Consider the following 18,807-nt stretch of genomic DNA (forward strand, 5'->3'; position numbering starts at 1 on the left):
CCGGAACCCGCAAAAAAAATGTCCGGAGCCTGTCGGAATTCCGAACTTTATTAACTTTAGGCCCGCTCCTGGAAGGCCATGGGGGAGCGTGAGAAATTGGCCGAATAAACGACAAGCTGGACCATATGCTGATCAACCGAAGAATCGCCCTGAAGCAATTGGGCATCATTACCGGCGGCGTGCTGCTGCTGCCCTCCTGCGTGAACCAGGCCAAGGCTGTTTCCGTATCGCTGAAACACATCACCATCACCGGTGACCAGGAAACACTGCTGGCCGAAGTGGCCGAAACCATCCTGCCAGCCACCGACATCCCCGGTGCCAAAGGGCTGGACGTACCATCGTTCGTTTTGCGCATGGTCGACGACTGTTATGATGCTGAGCAGCAGAAAAGTTTCGTGGCGGGGCTGACGTCACTGGAAGACGAAATGAAAAAGAAAACCGGCAAAACGTTCACCGATAGCGACACTGCTGCGCGGGAGACATTTTTGAAAGGGCTGGAGGAAGAACGCAAAAAAGCCGACGAAGCGCAGACACAGCCGAGCGACCTGGCCACCTTCTATGGCATGACCAAACGCCACACCGTGCAAGGCTTTCTGAACTCGAAATACATCATGACCAACGTGCTGGTCCACAAAATGATCCCCGGCCGCTTCGACGGCTGCGTGGAGATAAAAGATAAGAATGATATTCAAACGGTAATCGGATGAGTTTAATGAACATTGACGGCAAGAAGGAAAACACCTTCGATGCCATTGTGATCGGTTCGGGTATAAGCGGCGGATGGGCCGCAAAAGAATTGACAGACAAAGGACTGAAAACGCTTGTGCTGGAACGCGGGCGCGACGTGAAACACAACGTGGATTACCCCACCACCAGTCTGCAGCCTTACGAGTTTGAGCACCGCGGTCAGATCACCGAGGAAGTGCGCAAAGCCAACCCCGTGGTGAGCAAGTGCTATGCCTTCCGCGAAGACGCACAACATTTCTTTGTGAAAGACGACGAACATCCCTATGTGCAGGATAAACCCTTCGACTGGATCCGTGGCTACCAGGTGGGCGGCAAGTCGCTGCTGTGGGCGCGCCAGACCCAGCGCTGGAGCGACTTCGATTTCACCGGCCCCGCCCGCGATGGCTTCGCGGTGGATTGGCCCATCCGCTACAGCGACCTCGCACCGTGGTATAGTCACGTCGAAAAATTTGCCGGCATCTCCGGCAACAAGGATGGCCTGAAAGAATTGCCCGACGGCGAGTTCCTGCCCCCGATGGAGATGACGTGTGTGGAAAAATATTTCAGCGAGAAAGTAGCCGGCGCCTACAAGGACCGTCACATCATTATCGGCCGCTGCGCGCACATCACGCAACCCGGTCCGGTGTTCGCCGAACAAGGCCGCGCCTCGTGCCAACACCGCAACCTGTGTCAACGCGGTTGTCCGTTTGGAGGCTACTTCAGCAGCAATGCCTCGACCATACCCTGGGCCCTGAAATCGGGCAACCTAACACTGCGCCCCGATTCCGTGGTGCACTCCATCATCTACGACGAACAAAAAGGCAAAGCCACCGGTGTGCGCGTGATCGACGCCAAGACCAAGGCGGCCACCGAATATTTCGCGCCCGTCATTTTTGTCAATGCGGCTGCGCTGAACACCAACCTGATCCTGCTCAACTCCATATCGTCGCGCTTCCCCAACGGATTGGGCAACGACAATGGATTGATGGGCAAATACGTGGCCTTCCACAACTACCGCGCAAGAGTTTCGGCAGAGTATGAAGGCTTCGAGAACTTTACAAAATATGGCAACCGTCCCAACGGCTGTTACGTGCCGCGCTTCCGGAATGTGTACAAACAGGAAACCGATTTCCTTCGCGGCTATGCGGCAGGCTTTAGCGGCTTCCGCCGGATGGAACAAAATCGCGATGGGGTGGGACAGGACCTGAAGAACAGCTTGCTCCATCCATCGTTGGGCAACTGGAGCGTGGGCTCGCACATCATGGGCGAAACCATTCCGAAAGAAAGCAACACCGTGTCGCTCAGCAAAGATGAGAAAGATGCGTGGGGCATGCCGCTGTTAAAAATAAACATCGACTACGACGATAACGACGAGAAGATGGTGAAAGATTACCTGGAGCAATTCACGGAAATGTTCACCAAGGCCGGCTTCACCAATATCAAAACCAGCGACTCCAAACAGGCGCCGGGGTTGGACATTCATGAGATGGGTGGCGTGCGGATGGGGAACGATCCGAAGACCTCGTTGCTGAACAAATGGAATCAGCTTCACGGGTGCAAAAATGTTTTTGTGACCGATGGGGCGTGTATGACTTCCACCAGCACACAGAATCCTTCGCTTACCTACATGGCGCTGACGGCCCGCGCAGTTGATTATGCGGTGAAGGAAAGTAAGAAAGGGAACGTATAAAAAAATTAGCCGCAAAGGCGCAAAGAGCACAAAGGAGACGCAAAGAGATCGTGCATTTTCTTTGCGCCTTTTTTTGCGTCCTTTGCGCCTTTGCGGTTGAAACTTCTCTCAGTGACTCATGAAATATCCCATGTGCCCCGTCACGAGTTGATCGGTGACAGCTTTCCGCACCGCATCCGCCTTTGAATTCACATTGAGCTTTTTATAAATATTCTTCAAATGCGACTTCACCGTTTCCCCGGAGATATAGAGTTCCGTGGCGATGGTGGAGTACGTTTTTCCCTGGATCAAAAGCTTCAACACCATCGATTCACGATTCGACAACGGTGAGATCTCGCTGATGTGCATCGACCGCACCAATTGCCGCGCAATGAGGGGATCCAAAGGCGATCCGCCCTCTGTGAGCGTGTTCAAGGCGTCGAGCAGATGCTCGATGCAGTTGCGCTTCAACAAGTAGCCGGAAGCGCCGTGGCTGAGGGTGGAGAACACCACCTCTTCGTCTTCGTGATGGGTGGTGACGAGGATTTCCAGCCCGGGAATTTTTTCCCGCAACTTCAAAATGAATTCCGTGCCTTTCATCTCCTCAAAATCGATGTCCATGATCACGATTTCCGTGAGGTCATCTTTCACCCTTTTGATGGCCTCGCGGCAATCGGTGTAGGTGCTCACCAGGTTGTAGCGGCCCGACACTTTAATGAGGGAAGCGACAACGGTGGAGAAATTTTCGTCTGGGTCGATGAGGGTCACATTTTTGGGTGCCAGGGGCAAGGGAAGCTTGCCGGTGGCCGAAGAAATTTCTTGTAGAGTTACTTGCATAGCTTTTGGGTTTTTGTTGAACGATGTTTTTATACCTTTAAGTACGCGAGTTTTGTAACGCAAAACGGGGCGCGGCTACAGACACCCCGCGAAACGGTACAAATAAGCCTTTTGAGTGTATAACCCGGATTGAGCCTCCGGAGAGTCGAATTGGTATGGTGCAACAACACATCCGTCGCCATCACAAATTGAAGGTGTATTTTCTTTTGTACTTTGAACCCGGCATTTGAATCACCCATGAGTTTTCTGACCACCTTCATTTACAGCAACCGCCCGGCCATTCGGATCTTCAGGCACGTGCTGTTTTGGGTGACCGATATTATCAACTACCTCCTCATCATTTCCGTGAACACGGAGGTGACATCCGTGGAGGTATACAAGATCGTTTTCCGCATTCCGCTCATTGCGCTGGCTACCTACTTTATCCTCTATTACCTCATCCCGAAATTTTCGCAAGAGCGCGACAAAGGGAAATTGTTTCTTTGGATACTGGGGGTGATGCTTTTTCTGGGGGTCGGCGTGCGTTACTATCGCTATTTTATCCTGGGCCCCTTGGTAGACCCCAACCAGGTGATCGACTTTGATGTGTGGGACTACCGGCGCATTCTCTCGGAGATCTTGCAGTCGATGGTAGTGATCTCCATGGCCATCGCCATCAAGCTCATCAAAAATAAAACAGAGCTCCAGCAAAAGAACGAGGAATTGGCGGCTGAAAAGAAAACGGCGGAATTGGGATTTCTCAAAGCGCAGATGCACCCGCATTTTTTGTTCAATACCCTGAACACCCTGTATTCGGAAACCATCCAGGACTCGGGGAAAGCCCAGTTGGTGGTGTTGCACCTGTCGAACCTGCTGCGCTTTATCCTGGACGAGTGTCAGAAACCGTTGATCCCCGTGCAATACGAGATCAAAGTCGTGAAAGATTTTATAGCTTTGGAAGAGCTGCGCCATGGGGCGCGCCTGAATGTGAACCTGGAAGTAACGGACGTAAATCCCCACATGATGCTGAGTCCCCTCATCTTTCTGCCTTTTGTGGAAAATAGTTTTAAGCACACGCTGTTGAACAAGCGCGGGGCCATCACGATCGATATTTCCATCCGGGGCGAGGAAGACCGTTTGCATTTGCTGATTGGCAACGACAAGGAAACATCGCCCACCTCTCGCAACGGCTACAAACGCGGGCAGGGGATCTCCAACATCCGGCGACAGCTGGAGTTGTTGTATGGGAAAGAGTATAGCTTGAATGTGGATGAGTCGCAGGAAAAATATATTGTGTCACTTTATATTCCAGCCAAAAAATCGCTGACCTATGCCTGACATTACGTGCATCGTGATCGAGGACGAGAAGCCCGCCCAGGAAGTGCTGAAATCATTTCTGTCAAAAACGGAATGGATCAGTCTGGCCGCCGTTTTCGACGATGCCGTGAGTGCGTTGGATTATTTGAAGAAGCACGACGTGGACATGATCTTCCTCGACATCCAGATGCCCACCCTCACGGGCCTGGACTTTCTCAAGATCCTGAAGGATCCACCCCAGGTCATCATCACGTCGGCCTATTCGCAATACGCCATCGAGGCCTTCGAACTCGATGTGCGCGACTACCTGATGAAGCCCTTCTCGTTCGACCGGTTCCTGAAAGCCGTGAGCCGCATTGCCGCCAAGCCCGACCCGGCCGCCATACAGCAACTGACCAATAAAGCCCAGCCTTCCTCCGACAAAAGTTTTGCTTTTTTCAATGTAAAAAAGACCATGACCAAGGTCATGTTCAGCGACATCCTGTACGTGGAAAGCATGCGGGAATACGTATACGTTCACACGACCAAAAACAAAGTGGTCACCAAGATGAGCACGGCCGAAATGGAGAAGCTGCTGGGAAATGGTTTTGTGCGCATCCACCGCTCGTTTATCGTGAACGTGGACAAGATCACGGCCTATAACGCCGAGGATGTTTTTGTGGACCAGGTGGCATTGCCCATCGGGGTGAACTACAAGAAATACATCGACGAGTATTTCCGCAATTCCTTCATGCATTCGCTGTCATAAAACCCTGCGATGGCGTGGCGCATTTTGCCACTAAAAAGCCCTGAAAAACGCGCTCAAAACGCTTTTTAACGAGCCATAACACGTTTTTTCTTACATCGTCGTTTAGGACGGTGATGGTCCTTAGTTTATTAGCACAATATTTCCGAATTTCAGGGTTTAGATTTTCTGTGAACCAGATCAGAACATATTTTTTCGTCGCATTCCTTCTCCCGGCGGTTGTTTCCATGGCTCAAAAGAAGGAACAGCCGGCGGTTCCGGTAAGCTTCCCCGACAGCGTTCGCATCGTCCTGGAAAACACCCGCAATGTAGATGCTACCGTGGTGGGCGCCAGCTTTGCGTCGGCCTGGAATAGCCTGGCTCCCGACCAGCAGAACCTTATCCGCAAACAGGCGTTCATGATGCGCCGGAAGAAATATCCGCTGCGGCCCCACCAGGTGAACTACTTCGGCGCCATCGCCAACGCTGTTTCCACCGAAAAGGCCGACGCCTCCAAGATCTCAGGCTTCCTGAACGTGGCCGGCCAGGTGATCGAGAAGGAGACGACCCAAAGAGCGGCGAGCTTCCTGCAGATCAGCAACACCTTTTTTCAACACCACGCCCTCCATTACGAAAAACCCTTTCGGCTCTATGCCCGCGACGATGACTATGCGTTCGACTACATCATCCCCGCGCCGGCCTTTGACATGAACGACACCACCAGCACGGGAGACGCAAATCCCCCGCCGGTCTCCGATCCGCTGGCTACCCCGTCCCATGACGATACAGACGCTTCGGCCGACACTGCCTACGTGGAGATGCCGCCGCTGTGGATGAACCCCCCGCCGCAACCCATCGTGGAGGGCGCCGTGATCCGCTTCAACCGCGTAACGCTCAACTTCGTGACCCGCTATGATTCGGTGTTCCTGAAAAATACCAAGGGCATGCTTTCGTTCCGTACCGCCTTGTTTGTAGGGGAGGAGGGAACGTTTGACTGGACGCCCGCCCAATTGAGCGCCGACAGTGTGAACTGTAATCTCACCGTCTACAATTTCAACGTCAACAAACCGGAATTTAAATCGGACCTCGTCAAGCTGAACTACCTCGGCAAAACGCCCGGCTATATTCCCGGCACGTTCGAGTTCAAGTCGGCCGCGCGCAAAGATTCCGTGCCCTCCAGCTACCCGCGCTTCAAGTCATTTCAAAACAACCTGGCCATCAAAGGCATTGGCGACGAGAACGTGAAATACAGCGGCGGTTTTTCGCTGACCGGCCGGAGGATCTCCAGCGCCTCTGTCACCGGCGACCCGTCGACCATCGAAGTGTATCACAACGGCGAATTGAAATTCACCTCCAAGTCGCCCGACTTCGTGTTCACGGACTCCACGATCTCGGCGAAAAATTCCAGCGTGAGCATTCGCATGAAAAGCGACTCCATCACGCACCGCATGGTGCGGATGCGCTACACCTTTGGAAAAGACAGCACGCAGCGCCTGGTGCTGCAAAAGGACAAAGGCAACATGAAACACACGCCCTATTCGGCGTCGTTCTTCAATATTGATTTTGCTGCCGACGTGATCCGCTGGGATCTGTTTGCCGACAGTTTGAACATCCTGACCGACGGTGGCCGCAATACGGTGCCGGTAATCATCGAGTCGGTAGACTACTTCGACGCCGAAGATTATCGATTGCTGAAAGGCGAAGGATTTACGTTCCACCCGCTGGCCCTGGTGGCCAACTATTGCCTGAAAAACAAAGTCCGCGATTTCTACTCCGGCGACCTGGCTTCCTTCTCCGGAAAGAAGATGCCCGATATCAAGGCGGCCATCGAGTTTCTGAGTGAAAAAGGATTGATCGACTATTCCCCGAAAACGGACGTCGTGCATGTGAAAGAAAAAGCCATCCTGCTCTACAAAGCCTATCGTGGCGAAATGGACTACGACAACCTCAAGATCCATTCCGTCATCGATAGTTTTCCGAACGCCACGCTGAATTTCCAAAAAGAATACATGGTCGTGCGCGGGGTGGAGGAATTCGATGTCAGCGACTCGCTGAATGTTCGCATCGAGCCCGACAGCAGTGTGATCACACTCCTTCAAAACCGCGACATCAAGTTCGACGGGACCATCAACGCCGGGAACTTCGAGATCAGCGGGAAAGGCTTTACCCTGAAATACGACAGCTTCTACATCAGCCTCACACACATCGATTCCATCAACTTCTATGTGACGGAAACCAATGCACGAGGGCAGAGTGTGCGTCGCAAGATCAACAACTCCATGGTGGGCACCGACTCCACCGCGGCGGCGGCCGGGGGATTGGACAACAAGCAGCAAACCTCGGGCACGCTGTTCATCAGCAAGGCCAACAACAAATCCGGCAAGCAAAAGCTGGCGCACTATCCGCGTCTGGATGCGGCAGCGGGCGGGGTGATCTACTTCGATCGAGAGGAGGTGCTGGGAGGCGCCTACGACCGGTCGATGTTCTTCGTAGTGCCGCCGTTCAAGCTCGACAGTTTGAACAACGCCGACCCGGCCTCGATCAATTTTGATGGCACGTTCGTGAGCGGCATGTTCCCCAGCTTCAAAGAGAAATTGCATACGCAGCCCGACAAATCGCTGGGCTTCGATCATACCATTCCAAAGGGAGGATATCAACTCTATCAGGGCGAAGGAAAAATGAACGGAAGCCTTTCCATGAACAACCGCGGTCTCCGCGGAACGGGTAGAATTGATTACCTGGCAGCCTCCGTGACCTCCAACGATTTTGTCTATTACCCCGACTCGGTGCTGGCCCGCGGTATGCGCGCCACGATATCGGAAAAGCAATTTGGTGGCGTCGAATTCCCCAATGCCTCGCTGACGGACTACGACATGAAGTGGTTCCCGAAGAGCGACAAGATGAAATTCAAGAACATGAAGGCGCCCTTCAGCTTTTATGACTCCACCGCGCAAATGCAGGGCACCGTCACCGTCTCGAAGGAAGGCGTGGCAGGTGCGGGCAAGCTGGAGACACGGGGCACCGAGTTGATCTCGCGCAACATGAATTTTGCCGCCAAGGATTTTGGCGCCCGTCACGCCCGATTCAAGGTGAAGTCCGACGATCCCGAAAAACCCTTGATGCAGGGTAACGATATCCGCCTGAAATTTAACCTCGAACAAAACTATGCCGACATCAGCCCGGAAGTAGAAGGCGTAGCCGCCATCGCGTTCCCTTTTGCGCAATTCAAGACTTCCATCCCCAAAATGCGGTGGGATCTGAACGCACAGAAGATCACCATGAGCAAAGATCCGGACGTGCCCCTGGAAAATTCCTACTTCTACACCACGCGCAAAGACCTCGACTCACTGAACTTCAACGCCGAAAAAGCCGAATATAATCTGAAGACCCAGGAGTTGAAAGTGAGTGGCATTCCCTACATCATCGTGGCGGATGCTAAGATCACACCCGAGAACAACGAAGTGTTGATCCTGGAAAACGCCAAGATCGGAACCCTGAAGAACACCACCATCGTGCTCGACACGTTGAACGGCTATCACCGCCTCACCGAGGGCGTGGTGGACATCGTGTCGCGGAAAGAGTTTGCCGGGTACGCTACCTATCAATATGTGAACCTCCTCCGCGATACGTTTGCCATCAAGATGACCAACTTTCACCTGGAGCCCATCGAACCCCTTGACTTGACCAAACGCTCGTCGAAGCGGAAGTCATCTGCGGCGAGTATGCAGACGGTGGCGACCGGTGCGGTGACGGATAAGGAGATGCTGGTATTAGGAGCGGGCATGTATTACAAAGGCGACATGATCATGTATGCCACACGTCCGGCGTTACAATTGTCGGGCTATGTGAAACTCGATATCAAAAAGATCAAGGGTGCCAACACGTGGATCCAATATGCACAGAGCGGCGATGAGACCGATGTGGTCGTCGACTTTGCCAACGCCGTGACCGAAGAAGGCAAGCGCGTGATTGCCGGTCTGCACGTAGGCTCCGACAATGACCTCTACATCACGTTCATGAACGACAAGAAATCCGACGACGACGAAGATTTCTTTATGCCCCAAGGCATGTTGCACTACGACACCGCCACCCGCGAATTCAAGATCGAAGACATGGAGAAGGCCGCGGGAAACAAGCTGTCGGGAAAACTTTTTGCCTACAAGGACGAAAACATGCAGGTGCGGTTTGAAGGCCCCATCAACCTTTTCAAAGGAAGCAAAGACTTCAACGTAACGGCCTCCGCCCTGGGTCAGGGCAGCATGGAGAACAATGAGATCAAGATGAATACTTTCGTCATGGTCGATTCCAATGTGCCCATCCAGGCGTTCGACATCATGGCCAAGCAGATCCAGGACGTGATCAAGAATGAAGGCGCGGAAGAAGGATTGGGCGACCAAACGGAATTGTTGTATAAGATCGGCGATTTCCTGGGCGAAAAAGCTGTAAAAGATTTTGAGCAACGCAGCCTCCAGGGCTATGTCTCCCTGGGCACGCTGGCCCCCACGGCCAAGCCACTGGTGTTTGCCAACGTGAATCTGAAATGGTCCCCCAAACACAAGGCGTTTTATAGCGAAGGGCCACTGGGCATGTCGAACAGTGGGCGCAACGACATCAACGGCGCGTTTGAAGGTTTCATGGAAATAAAAAAGAACGAAGACGGCTCACCGGTGTTCCACGTCTTCTTCAAGGCCTCGCCGGAAGCCTGGTATTATTTCGGCCTGGAAGACAACCGCCTGATGGTGCAGTCGTCCAATTCAGATTTTAACACGATCATTTCAAAGAAGTCCAATGCCGGCAAAGCGAAGATCGGCGAGGTGGCTTTCATTCCCGGCAGTGATGACGAAACGCTGTCGTTCATCAACCGCTTCCGCCGCGAATATTTTGGCAACGACGTGCCCTACAGCTTTGGTGACAGCACCGCCACCATCAAGAAGAAGGACGACGAAAAGAAAAAAGAATCGGATGATGGATTTTAGTCAGGAGGAGGATCTGATTTTAAATTTCATGGCTCGCTAGCCAATGGCAAATTCCGCGAACAATCTCATTTCGAAGAAAGATACATCTCATGTCAATGGACATACGTTTGCTCCACAACATTGTTGGAGCGAGTAGTTTGCGACGGGGAAGAGGGGTGTAGAAAAAGGGGCCTGTTTAACAAAGAAGAACCTGTTTATAAAATATTCTGAATTTTTACACCTGCACTAACTTAGCTCTATGGAAGCGTTTTTTGTCTTTCTTCTCGCGGTGATTTTGGTCGCGCTCATTCTCAATGTCAAGAGCACGGTCAATAGTCATTTCAATACCCTTCAAAAGACCATAGAAGACCTGCGGAAGGAGTTGCGGAAGCTGCAATTCCAACAGCCTCCCGTGCCTCCCACGCCGCCAGCCCGCTCGGTATTGGAAGATATTGTGGCTTCCCACACCACACCCGTTCAGAAGCCTGTGCCTGTTCCCGAAAAGAAAGTGGAACCCGTGAAGGAACCGGAGCCGGCAGCGGAGAAGTCGACGCCCCGGCCACCCGAAGAAGTCGTGCCCGTCCCCAAAGTCATTTCAACACCTTCCTACGAGCCCGTTCCGCGCAAACCCGTGCCGGCGCCCAAGCCCGAACGTCCCGGCTTTTTCGAGCGCAATCCGGATCTTGAGAAATTTATCGGCGAGAATCTCGCCAACAAGGTGGGGATTGGTATCCTGGTGTTGGGCATCGGATTTTTTGTGAAATATGCCATCGATCAGGATTGGATCGGTGAGATCGGCCGCGTATTCATCGGCGTGCTCTGTGGCGGTATTTTGATTGGAGTAGCCCATCGCCTGCGCAAGACCTTTGTGGCGTTCAGCTCGGTGTTGGTGGGTGGAGGCATTGCGATACTTTACCTCACCATCTATATCGCTTTTCATGATTATGAAATATTCTCCCAGACGGTGGCCTTTATGCTCATGGTCGTTATCACGGCGTTTGCGGTGGTGCTATCGTTGGGGTATGACCGCAAGGAACTCGCGATCCTGTCCATCCTGGGTGGCTTTGCGTCGCCCTTCATGGTGAGCACGGGTGAAGGGAATTATGTGGTGTTGTTTACCTATGTGTTGATCCTGGACGGCGGTATGCTGGTGTTAGCCTACTACAAGAAATGGAATATTGTCAACATCATTTGCTATGCCTTCACGATCCTTCTTTTTGGATCGTGGGTGGGGGCACGTTTCGATGGCGAGAACACTTCCATGATCGCCGGCGCCATGATCTTTGCCACCTTGTTTTACCTCGTGTTCTTTGCCATGAACATGATCAACAACCTGCGCAAGCGCACGTCGTTCGAGGCGTTGGAGATTGGCATGCTGCTGAGCACAACCTTTTTCTATTATGCCGCCGGCATGGTGATCCTGAACAACCCGCACGGCGAAGACTTCAAAGGACTATTCACCGCCAGCCTCGGCATTTTCAATTTTATATTTGCCTATGCACTGTTCAAAAGCACGCGGGTGGACAAGAACCTGGTCTACCTGCTGATCGGCCTCGTCCTGACCTTCATAAGCCTCGCAGCGCCGGTACAATTGGAAGGTAACTACATCACACTCTTCTGGGCAGCAGAAGCCGTGCTGTTGTTGTGGCTTTCGCAAAAGTCGGGCATCCGGTTGATGAAATTGACCTCCGTGATTGTGATGGTGCTGATGGTGATCAGCTTGCTGATGGATTGGGGGCAGATCTATCTCGGGGAAAATGGCGACCAAGCCCTCCGCATCATCTTGAACAAAGGATATATCACCAGCCTGGTATCCCTGGCTTCCATCGTATTGACCTTGATCTTATTGAAGTCGGAAACGCAGGAGCGCCAGGAGCAAGTGCGGGTCTATAAAACCTTGCTCACGTTTGCCGGTATCGCGTTGCTGTATTTCTCACAGCTGTTGGAGTTGCGTTACCACCTGGCGGCCGATGGATTTTCGTATGAGGCGCAAAACATCATCATCGGTGTATACAACATGGTATTCATCGCCGGATTGCTTTTAGCGCAGAAGAAACTGCCCCTGCCACAAGAGGCAAAATATGCCCCGGCGGTATTGGGTGTGTTTGCCATGTTACTTTACTTGTTCTTCTATCAGGGCCAAAGCGTCATCGCCCGAAACGAATACTTTTTGGACATGACCAGTGCAACGGGTTTTGTGTTTCACTATGTTTTGGTCGCGGCCTTGCTGGTGGTGTCCGTTCTTAGTTTGAGAGAGATCCAGAAATTGGAGTCCTTTAATCAAAGCTCGCAGAATATCTATTCCTGGTTTTTCGTATTCTTCTATTTATTTGTGGCCAGCGCCGAACTCGATAACCTCGTGGTGAGCATCGGTTATTCCACTCCGGAGTCGCTGGGGCACATCCTTACGCAGAACCACAAGATCGGTTATCCCATCCTGTGGGGCGTAACGTCGTTCTTGCTCATTGCCGTAGGTTTGAAAACAAAGAAGAAACACCTCCGCATCATATCACTAACCCTTTTTCTGATCACGCTGGTAAAGCTGTTTGCCGTGGATATCCGGGGGATCTCGGAAGGCGGGAAGATTGCCGCCTTCATTTCACTGGGCGTGTTGTTGCTGGTCGTGTCGTTCATGTATCAGCGGTTGAAGAAGTTGTTGCTGGCCGATGAAGTTTCCACTAAAGAAAATGATCCAGAAGCATGAGACGTTTGTTGATCGTATTGACAGTTTGTTTGATCGCTGGCAAGGGGATGGCACAAACCCCAACCTTCGTGGCCGAAGCCACCTTGCCCGCCGTTACGAAGGATGGATTTTATGAAGTCGAGATCGTACCGGCGTTGGCCGTGTACCTGAATGAATCCTTCGGAAACATTCGGCTCTACGATGCCCAGCATCATGAAGTACCCTATCTCCTGCGGGAAGAGTCGGCGCGCTATTATGCCGGACAATTCACGCCCTACGAAATCCTGGAGAAAAAGCAAGAGGAAGGATGTTGCACCTCGCTGATCCTGCACAATCCAAAGCAAAGCGAACTCAACTCCATCCAACTGATCATCCGCAACGCAGAGGTCACAAAAGAAGCGACGTTGCTGGGAAGTGACGATCGAAAACAATGGTTCGCGCTGAAACAGCATTTCTCTCTTTCCCCCGCCGCCAATGCCAATGGAATATCCGAGGTTAAGATCGTGGACTTTCCGCTGAGCAACTACCGTTATTACTCCTTGCGAATAGCCGACTCCACCAGCGCGCCTTTGAATATTTTAAATGCAGGCTATACGGAAGATAGCCGCGTGGAGGAAGCAAAATTCACGGAAGTGCCCGTGCGAAAAATAACCACCGGGCAAAAAACCGGAGAAAAGAATACCTATGTCACCATCCGTTTCGATACCGCCCGCCTCGTCGACAAGTTGGAATTGAAAATGAAGGGTGCGCCTTATTTTCTCAGGCACGCCGTGTTGTATGAACCGCAGCAACGCGCATCCAAAAAAGGAGAGACGTCTACGTACTACAATCGCGTGGAGGAGATGGAAGTGAATTCTCACCATCCCACCACACTGGAATTTCCCGCATTGAAGGTGAAAGAGTTTTTGATTGTGATCGACAATCAGGACAACCCACCGCTGGAAGTCGCGGAGGCAAAGCCCTTTCAGCGGCGCCGCTACCTGACCGCCTACTTAAAAAGCGGCATGACACATACGTTGGATGTTGGTCAGGAATCTTTGTCAACACCCGCCTACGATCTCGCTTTCTTCAAAGACAGCATCCCGGATCAACCTCAAGTGGTCCATACCGGGGTGATCACCGTGTTCGAACAAAAACAAGCGGAAACTTCTCCAACATTTTTCACCACAAAGGCTTTTATCTGGGTGGCTGTGATCGGCGTGATTGCCGTGTTGGGTTTTATGTCGGTAAAACTTTTGAAGGAAACGAATGCGCAGAAAAAAGAAGGCCTCTGAAAGCGGAGCTATGCGCGTTGCATCAACATGAAAGCGTAGTTCCGGTTCATGTAGTGACTCACCGATAACACCGTTTTAATTTCCTTTGGGGTTTCGAAAGCAGAAGCCTTCACCACCTCAGGAATAGATTGTTTTTTCAACACGGATGCACCCAGCCAAAGGGCGAATGACGTGACCGTGCAATAGTCACCACAAAGGTGCTTGTATCGGGCCTGTGGAATTGCCTTCAAATCCGAATGCTCTAATTCTTTCAAAATGACGTCACGTACGGCGTCGCCGGTAATGCCATTGAGCCAAACGTCGACCTCTTCCAGCGAAATGTTATTTGCTTTCAGAAAATCAGCAAGGGAAGCGGCGAGGTGGTCTTTGGTTTCGGGGCGATAGACCATAGCCACGTCCAGTAACTCACACCAGGTGTTCTCATGACGTGTGCCCGTGAGGTCAAAGAACGCGGCACCTTCGCCTTGTATCGTTCCCTTCGTGGTGGTATCGAATAAGTTCAGGTTAACGATCGGTTCGGCTTTGAAGTGATGCTCGCGAATGCTGGCGATGAATTGCACGGGAGCGGCTTCGTCGTAAGACCCCACCAGGTAATGAGCAGCCTGATGCTCATCCAGCCGCATCATGGCATCCTGCAGTGCGTTTTCAAAGGCAAACCCCTTGCTCACATAGGTGTTGTTATAGCCCATGCATTTGATCATCACCGCCTCCAGCCCGGCCAGGGCGTTGTAAGTGCCTTGCATGAAATGGGTGGGCGTGAGTTGCTTTTCCTTCATCTCCAGCATCTCGCGAAGAAACTTCTCCGTCTCGTCCAGGAAGCCATAGCCGGTGGCCGTGATGATGCCATCGGGATGCTCTATGCCCGCATCGCGTAAACAGATCGTGGCCGAGGCCAGGCCCACGCGGAGCATGCGGCTGAGGCGTCTTAATTGAATGGGGTTGATATAGGCCTTGAAATCGGGAACAACAGCAGTCAGTACGTTTTGATCATAGGTCGTGATCTCCTCCAAAAACATTTGGTTGTCAAATGTCTTCTGCGGAGAGATCATGCCGATGCCCTGAATGAAATACTGCGCTTTTCCCGCCATAGTTATGCCAATCCGATAAGTATTGAAGAAGTGTTGCCGCCGAAGCCAAAGGAGTTGGACAGTACGTTTTTGAGATCCACTTCCTGCTTCAATTCTCTAACGGGGGAAACAGAGAGTTCAGGCATTTGTTCATGAAAATTAATATTGGGCCAAACCACCCGGTGTTGCAGACCCAGCAAACAATAGACCGCCTCGATGCTGCCGGCGGCGGCCAGCGTGTGACCGGTGTAGGGTTTGGTGGAACTGAACAACGGCACGTCGCTGCCAAACAACTTTTGTATGCCGAAACCTTCGGATAGGTCGTTGTTTTCCGTGGCGGTTCCGTGGGCGTTGATGTAGTCGATCTGGCCGGGTGCCAGGTTTGCCATGGCCATCGCCAGGTTCATGGCGTTATAGGCCCCGGTGCCTTCCGGCGATGATGCCGTTTGATGGAAGGCGTCATTGGCATTGCCATAGCCCCGCAGTTCGGCCAAAGGTGTTTTTCTTTTTTCGATCACGGCGCGTTCGGATTCCAGCACCAAAAATGCGGCGCCCTCGCCGAGGTTCAATCCTTTGCGCGTGTTGTCGAAGGGGCGGCAGTGGTTGGGATCAACGATCATCAACGAATTGAAGCCGTTGAGCGTGAAGCGCGACAACGCTTCGGTGCCGCCGCAGATGGCGCGGTCCAGCTTGCCGTGTTTGATGAGCTGTGCACCTTGCATGATCGAGTTTGCCGACGAGGAGCATGCGGTGCTGAGGGTGGCGATATATTTTTTAATGCCCACCGCGTCGGCCATGCGTTCGCCGTGCTCGCCCGGGTTGGCGGTGTCGGCAAATTGAGCGAAGTCTCCTTTTTGCAGCGGATCCATGAGCTCGTAAAAGTGCCGCTCAAATTCGCGTATCCCGCCCGTTGTCGTACCCGAAAGCAAGCCTGCATCACGCACTTCGGCAGGCGAAAGGGATGCGGATTGGATCGCTTCTTTCAATGCGATCAATCCCAATAGCGACGTGCGTGTATAGCCCTTGCCATTAGGAACGCCGGCCAGTTCGCAGAGCTCCTGGTTAAAAAGCTTGATCTCGCAGGCGGGCAAAGTTTTGCTGTGAATGGTGTCGAGCACATTCAATTCGCCAAAACCACACCGGCGGTGAAGGAGGGACGCTAAATTTTCTGCTGTATTTTTTCCGATGGATGTGATGATGCCAAAACCTGTGATGAACACACGTTGGCTCATACTTGCGCCCGGTTCTTTTGGATGTACTCGGCCATGGTGCGGATGCTATGGAACACCTGGCGTCCTTCTTTGGGGTCCTTCAGCTTGATGCCGTAGTTCCGGTCCAGCAACACCACCAGCTCCAGCGAGTCGATCGAATCCAGGCCCAGGCCTTCGCCAAACAAGGGTGTGTTCTCGTCGAAGTCCGCGGGGATCATGTCTTCCAGGTTCAATTGTTTGATCAGCTCCTGGCGAAGTTCCTGTGTGAGTTCTTCTATCGTTTGATTCATGTATATCCTACTTTATTAATTTCTGATGAGCGGCATGGAATGATCGTGCTCCTGCACATTCCCGGGGGTCTGCCTGACAGTTGGCGCTTGCATCGTATGACCTTTCCGTGCCCATGTTAAACAACCGTCCTCGATTTATGGATAAGGACGCTGGCCGACAAAGTGACCAGCGCAAACCCCACGAGTTTTAGTACGTCGGGCAAGATCACACCGATGGATGCCTGTCGTAAAAATAAGTCATTAAAGGCTTCCAAGCCCCAACTCATGGGAGAAAATCGGCTAAGCGTCTGCAAAATCTCCGGCATCACATAAACCGGTACCCAAACCCCCCCAATCGCGGACAGGATCACCACCGACACCGATCCGAATGACAACGCCTGTTGGGCCGTCTTAAAATAGACCCCGATCAACACCCCATAGCCGGTAGCCGCCATGGCGACTGCGCAGGCCGTGATAAAGATGTTCAGGGCATCACCACCCAAGACCAACCGGTTCAGCCCCAGCAAGGGCATCACAAAAATGCCCACCGCCACCATCATCACAAACTGCACCAGGCAAACCAAAAAATAAAAGGCAAACTTCCCGGCAATCACCGGAAACTGTGACCCCGAGATCAGCCGCAAACGCAACATGCTACCCTCTTCCCGTTCCTTGATGAAATTTCCTGCCAGGGGATAAAGTATAAAGAACATGGCAAACATGGTCCACGCCGGCACATTGTGCTGCACCGAGTTTAACATGACGCCCTGGTATTTGTTTTCGGAAGCATAGGCCGTGTTCACGTGAATGATATCCGTCAGGTTGATCTCCGTCTTTTTTGTTTCGGGCCGCCCTTCGCCAAGTTGATTCTGAAGTTCGTCCAGCATCCAGTCGGCTTGCACATTGGCGATGATCTTTTCGACGGCGCCGGAGAGCGCTTGCTTGTAGTTCGCTTTGATGGCGGGATCAAAAAATATTTTGATGTCGGTAGAGGGCAGCAGGGTGGAGTCTACCTGGGCGGGCAAGCCGAAGTTGGCGAAGACGTTGGCGATGACCTGCCGTGTCTTGTTGCGCAGCCGCACACTGGACTGCGGAGGCACCACGATGGCGGCCTTCACCTCGCCGGCCTGAACCCGCCGTTTGGCGGCGGCCGAATCTTTTTCCAGGATCAGGTTCACATTGGGTGAAGCGCTGAACGCTTGCCGGATCTTTGCGCTCAGCGAGTCGGCGTCGGCATCCACGAAAAGCACGTCGAGCTTCACTTCCTGGTAGTCGCGAAAAGGAGCGTCCTGCACCAGCGCCATCACGATCACCAGGGCCAGGGGCATGATAAAGATCAGGGCCATGCCACCCGGGTCGCGCACCAGCAATAAGAATTCTTTATATATGGTCGACAGGATCTTCAATCGCGAATATTTTTACCGGTTAATTTCAAAAACAACTGCTCCAGGTTAAAGCAATCGGGATGATCTCCCATCACGGTGCTCCGCGTTCCGGTTTGCAAAACTTTGCCTTCATCGATAATGCCCAGGTGCGTGCAGATCCTTTCGGCTTCTTCCAACACGTGCGATGAATAAATGATGGACGTGCCTTCTGATTTCAGATCGGTTAAAAAATCAAGGATCATATTGCGCGACTGCACGTCTACCCCTGCCGTTGGTTCATCGAGGATGACCAGCTTGGGTTGATGCAATAAAGCGGCAATGAGGTTAAGTCTTTTTTTCATCCCTCCCGAAAACGTCCCCACTTGTTTGTGTGCTTTCTCCTGGAGATTAAAGACCGAAAGGTATTTTTTGATTTGCGTATGAATGTGCGAAGACTTCAAGCCATACATCCGGCCGAAGTACACCAGGTTCTCATAGGCGGTAAGCGTAGGAAAGAGTGCAATCTCTTGTGGTGCGACGCCGATCTTTTTGCGCACCGCTGCGCCGTGCTCCTGCATGTCGAGGCCCATCACGGCCACGCTGCCGGAATCGGGACGCATCAATCCGCACAACATCATCACGGTGGTGGACTTGCCCGCGCCGTTAGGTCCCAGCAGGCCGAACACAGCGCCTTCCGGGATTTCGAGCGTCATGTTCGAAACGGCAGGCTTC

The 18,807-nt window shown here is 52.5% G+C and carries 13 protein-coding genes; 7 read left to right on the forward strand and 6 right to left on the reverse strand.

All coding sequences use genetic code 11. The features are described from left to right. Nucleotides 1–125: 125 nt before the first annotated feature. Together BUB30_RS20350 and BUB30_RS20355 are read left to right on the forward strand one after the other, a co-directional pair. A complete protein-coding gene (locus BUB30_RS20350; RefSeq protein WP_084138272.1) occupies nt 126–707 on the forward strand; it encodes a gluconate 2-dehydrogenase subunit 3 family protein in 582 nt (193 codons plus the stop codon). Continuing rightward, nucleotides 704–2,416 carry a GMC oxidoreductase gene (locus tag BUB30_RS20355; RefSeq protein WP_073137661.1) on the forward strand — a complete coding sequence of 571 codons (1,713 nt, stop codon included), beginning with the start codon at nt 704–706 and terminating at the stop codon, nt 2,414–2,416. The genes BUB30_RS20350 and BUB30_RS20355 overlap by 4 nt, the downstream gene beginning before the upstream one ends. Before the next feature lie 108 nt (nt 2,417–2,524). Here the strand turns inward: BUB30_RS20355 and BUB30_RS20360 are convergent, their stop codons facing one another. Continuing rightward, on the reverse strand, nt 2,525–3,232 hold the full coding sequence (locus BUB30_RS20360; RefSeq protein ID WP_084138273.1) for a LuxR C-terminal-related transcriptional regulator: 708 nt from the start codon (nt 3,230–3,232) through the stop codon (nt 2,525–2,527). 237 nt (nt 3,233–3,469) lie between these two features. Here BUB30_RS20360 and BUB30_RS20365 point away from each other — a divergent pair, with 237 nt between their 5' ends. The 5 genes from BUB30_RS20365 to BUB30_RS20390 all read left to right on the forward strand — a co-directional run bounded on the left by BUB30_RS20365 (nt 3,470) and on the right by BUB30_RS20390 (nt 14,164). Next, the gene (locus tag BUB30_RS20365; RefSeq protein WP_073137663.1) at nt 3,470–4,549 is read left to right on the forward strand and encodes a sensor histidine kinase; all 1,080 of its coding nucleotides are present in this window, start codon (nt 3,470–3,472) and stop codon (nt 4,547–4,549) included. Further along, nucleotides 4,542–5,276, forward strand: coding sequence for a LytR/AlgR family response regulator transcription factor (locus tag BUB30_RS20370; RefSeq protein WP_073137665.1), 735 nt, complete (start codon nt 4,542–4,544; stop codon nt 5,274–5,276). The genes BUB30_RS20365 and BUB30_RS20370 overlap by 8 nt, the downstream gene beginning before the upstream one ends. 224 nt (nt 5,277–5,500) lie before the next feature. After that, the gene (locus tag BUB30_RS20380; RefSeq protein WP_073137669.1) at nt 5,501–10,228 is read left to right on the forward strand and encodes a hypothetical protein; all 4,728 of its coding nucleotides are present in this window, start codon (nt 5,501–5,503) and stop codon (nt 10,226–10,228) included. Nucleotides 10,229–10,466: 238 nt separating this feature from the next. Further along, nucleotides 10,467–12,911: a DUF2339 domain-containing protein gene (locus tag BUB30_RS20385; RefSeq protein ID WP_073137671.1), complete on the forward strand. Its 2,445-nt coding sequence runs from the start codon at nt 10,467–10,469 to the stop codon at nt 12,909–12,911. Beyond that, nucleotides 12,908–14,164, forward strand: coding sequence for a hypothetical protein (locus BUB30_RS20390; protein ID WP_073137673.1), 1,257 nt, complete (start codon nt 12,908–12,910; stop codon nt 14,162–14,164). The genes BUB30_RS20385 and BUB30_RS20390 overlap by 4 nt, the downstream gene beginning before the upstream one ends. Nucleotides 14,165–14,172: 8 nt before the next feature. Here BUB30_RS20390 and BUB30_RS20395 read toward each other — a convergent pair whose 3' ends face one another. The 5 genes from BUB30_RS20395 to BUB30_RS20415 all read right to left on the reverse strand — a co-directional run bounded on the left by BUB30_RS20395 (nt 14,173) and on the right by BUB30_RS20415 (nt 18,788). Further along, nucleotides 14,173–15,252, reverse strand: coding sequence for a beta-ketoacyl synthase chain length factor (locus tag BUB30_RS20395; RefSeq protein ID WP_073137674.1), 1,080 nt, complete (start codon nt 15,250–15,252; stop codon nt 14,173–14,175). Between the two features lie 2 nt (nt 15,253–15,254). Then, a complete protein-coding gene (locus BUB30_RS20400; RefSeq protein ID WP_073137676.1) occupies nt 15,255–16,463 on the reverse strand; it encodes a beta-ketoacyl-[acyl-carrier-protein] synthase family protein in 1,209 nt (402 codons plus the stop codon). Further along, nucleotides 16,460–16,732, reverse strand: coding sequence for a phosphopantetheine-binding protein (locus BUB30_RS20405; RefSeq protein ID WP_228450901.1), 273 nt, complete (start codon nt 16,730–16,732; stop codon nt 16,460–16,462). Before BUB30_RS20405 ends, BUB30_RS20400 begins: the two co-directional genes overlap by 4 nt. A 116-nt stretch (nt 16,733–16,848) precedes the next feature. Further along, a complete protein-coding gene (locus BUB30_RS20410; RefSeq protein WP_073137678.1) occupies nt 16,849–18,117 on the reverse strand; it encodes an ABC transporter permease in 1,269 nt (422 codons plus the stop codon). Continuing rightward, on the reverse strand, nt 18,114–18,788 hold the full coding sequence (locus tag BUB30_RS20415; protein WP_221408762.1) for an ABC transporter ATP-binding protein: 675 nt from the start codon (nt 18,786–18,788) through the stop codon (nt 18,114–18,116). Before BUB30_RS20415 ends, BUB30_RS20410 begins: the two co-directional genes overlap by 4 nt. Nucleotides 18,789–18,807: the final 19 nt, after the last annotated feature.

The organism is Chryseolinea serpens, assembly GCF_900129725.1.
In the GTDB taxonomy this organism is placed as follows: domain Bacteria; phylum Bacteroidota; class Bacteroidia; order Cytophagales; family Cyclobacteriaceae; genus Chryseolinea; species Chryseolinea serpens.

Bases quoted from the DNA above. Each gene is read 5' to 3' on its own strand.
- BUB30_RS20385 (WP_073137671.1), top strand. From the start codon at position 10,467: ATGGAAGCGTTTTTTGTCTTTCTTCTCGCGGTGATTTTGGTCGCGCTC.
- BUB30_RS20405 (WP_228450901.1), bottom strand. From the start codon at position 16,732: ATGAATCAAACGATAGAAGAACTCACACAGGAACTTCGCCAGGAGCTG.
- BUB30_RS20400 (WP_073137676.1), bottom strand. From the start codon at position 16,463: ATGAGCCAACGTGTGTTCATCACAGGTTTTGGCATCATCACATCCATC.
- BUB30_RS20380 (WP_073137669.1), top strand. From the start codon at position 5,501: ATGGCTCAAAAGAAGGAACAGCCGGCGGTTCCGGTAAGCTTCCCCGAC.
- BUB30_RS20370 (WP_073137665.1), top strand. From the start codon at position 4,542: ATGCCTGACATTACGTGCATCGTGATCGAGGACGAGAAGCCCGCCCAG.
- BUB30_RS20365 (WP_073137663.1), top strand. From the start codon at position 3,470: ATGAGTTTTCTGACCACCTTCATTTACAGCAACCGCCCGGCCATTCGG.
- BUB30_RS20390 (WP_073137673.1), top strand. From the start codon at position 12,908: ATGAGACGTTTGTTGATCGTATTGACAGTTTGTTTGATCGCTGGCAAG.
- BUB30_RS20360 (WP_084138273.1), bottom strand. From the start codon at position 3,232: ATGCAAGTAACTCTACAAGAAATTTCTTCGGCCACCGGCAAGCTTCCC.
- BUB30_RS20350 (WP_084138272.1), top strand. From the start codon at position 126: ATGCTGATCAACCGAAGAATCGCCCTGAAGCAATTGGGCATCATTACC.
- BUB30_RS20395 (WP_073137674.1), bottom strand. From the start codon at position 15,252: ATGGCGGGAAAAGCGCAGTATTTCATTCAGGGCATCGGCATGATCTCT.
- BUB30_RS20355 (WP_073137661.1), top strand. From the start codon at position 704: ATGAGTTTAATGAACATTGACGGCAAGAAGGAAAACACCTTCGATGCC.
- BUB30_RS20415 (WP_221408762.1), bottom strand. From the start codon at position 18,788: ATGACGCTCGAAATCCCGGAAGGCGCTGTGTTCGGCCTGCTGGGACCT.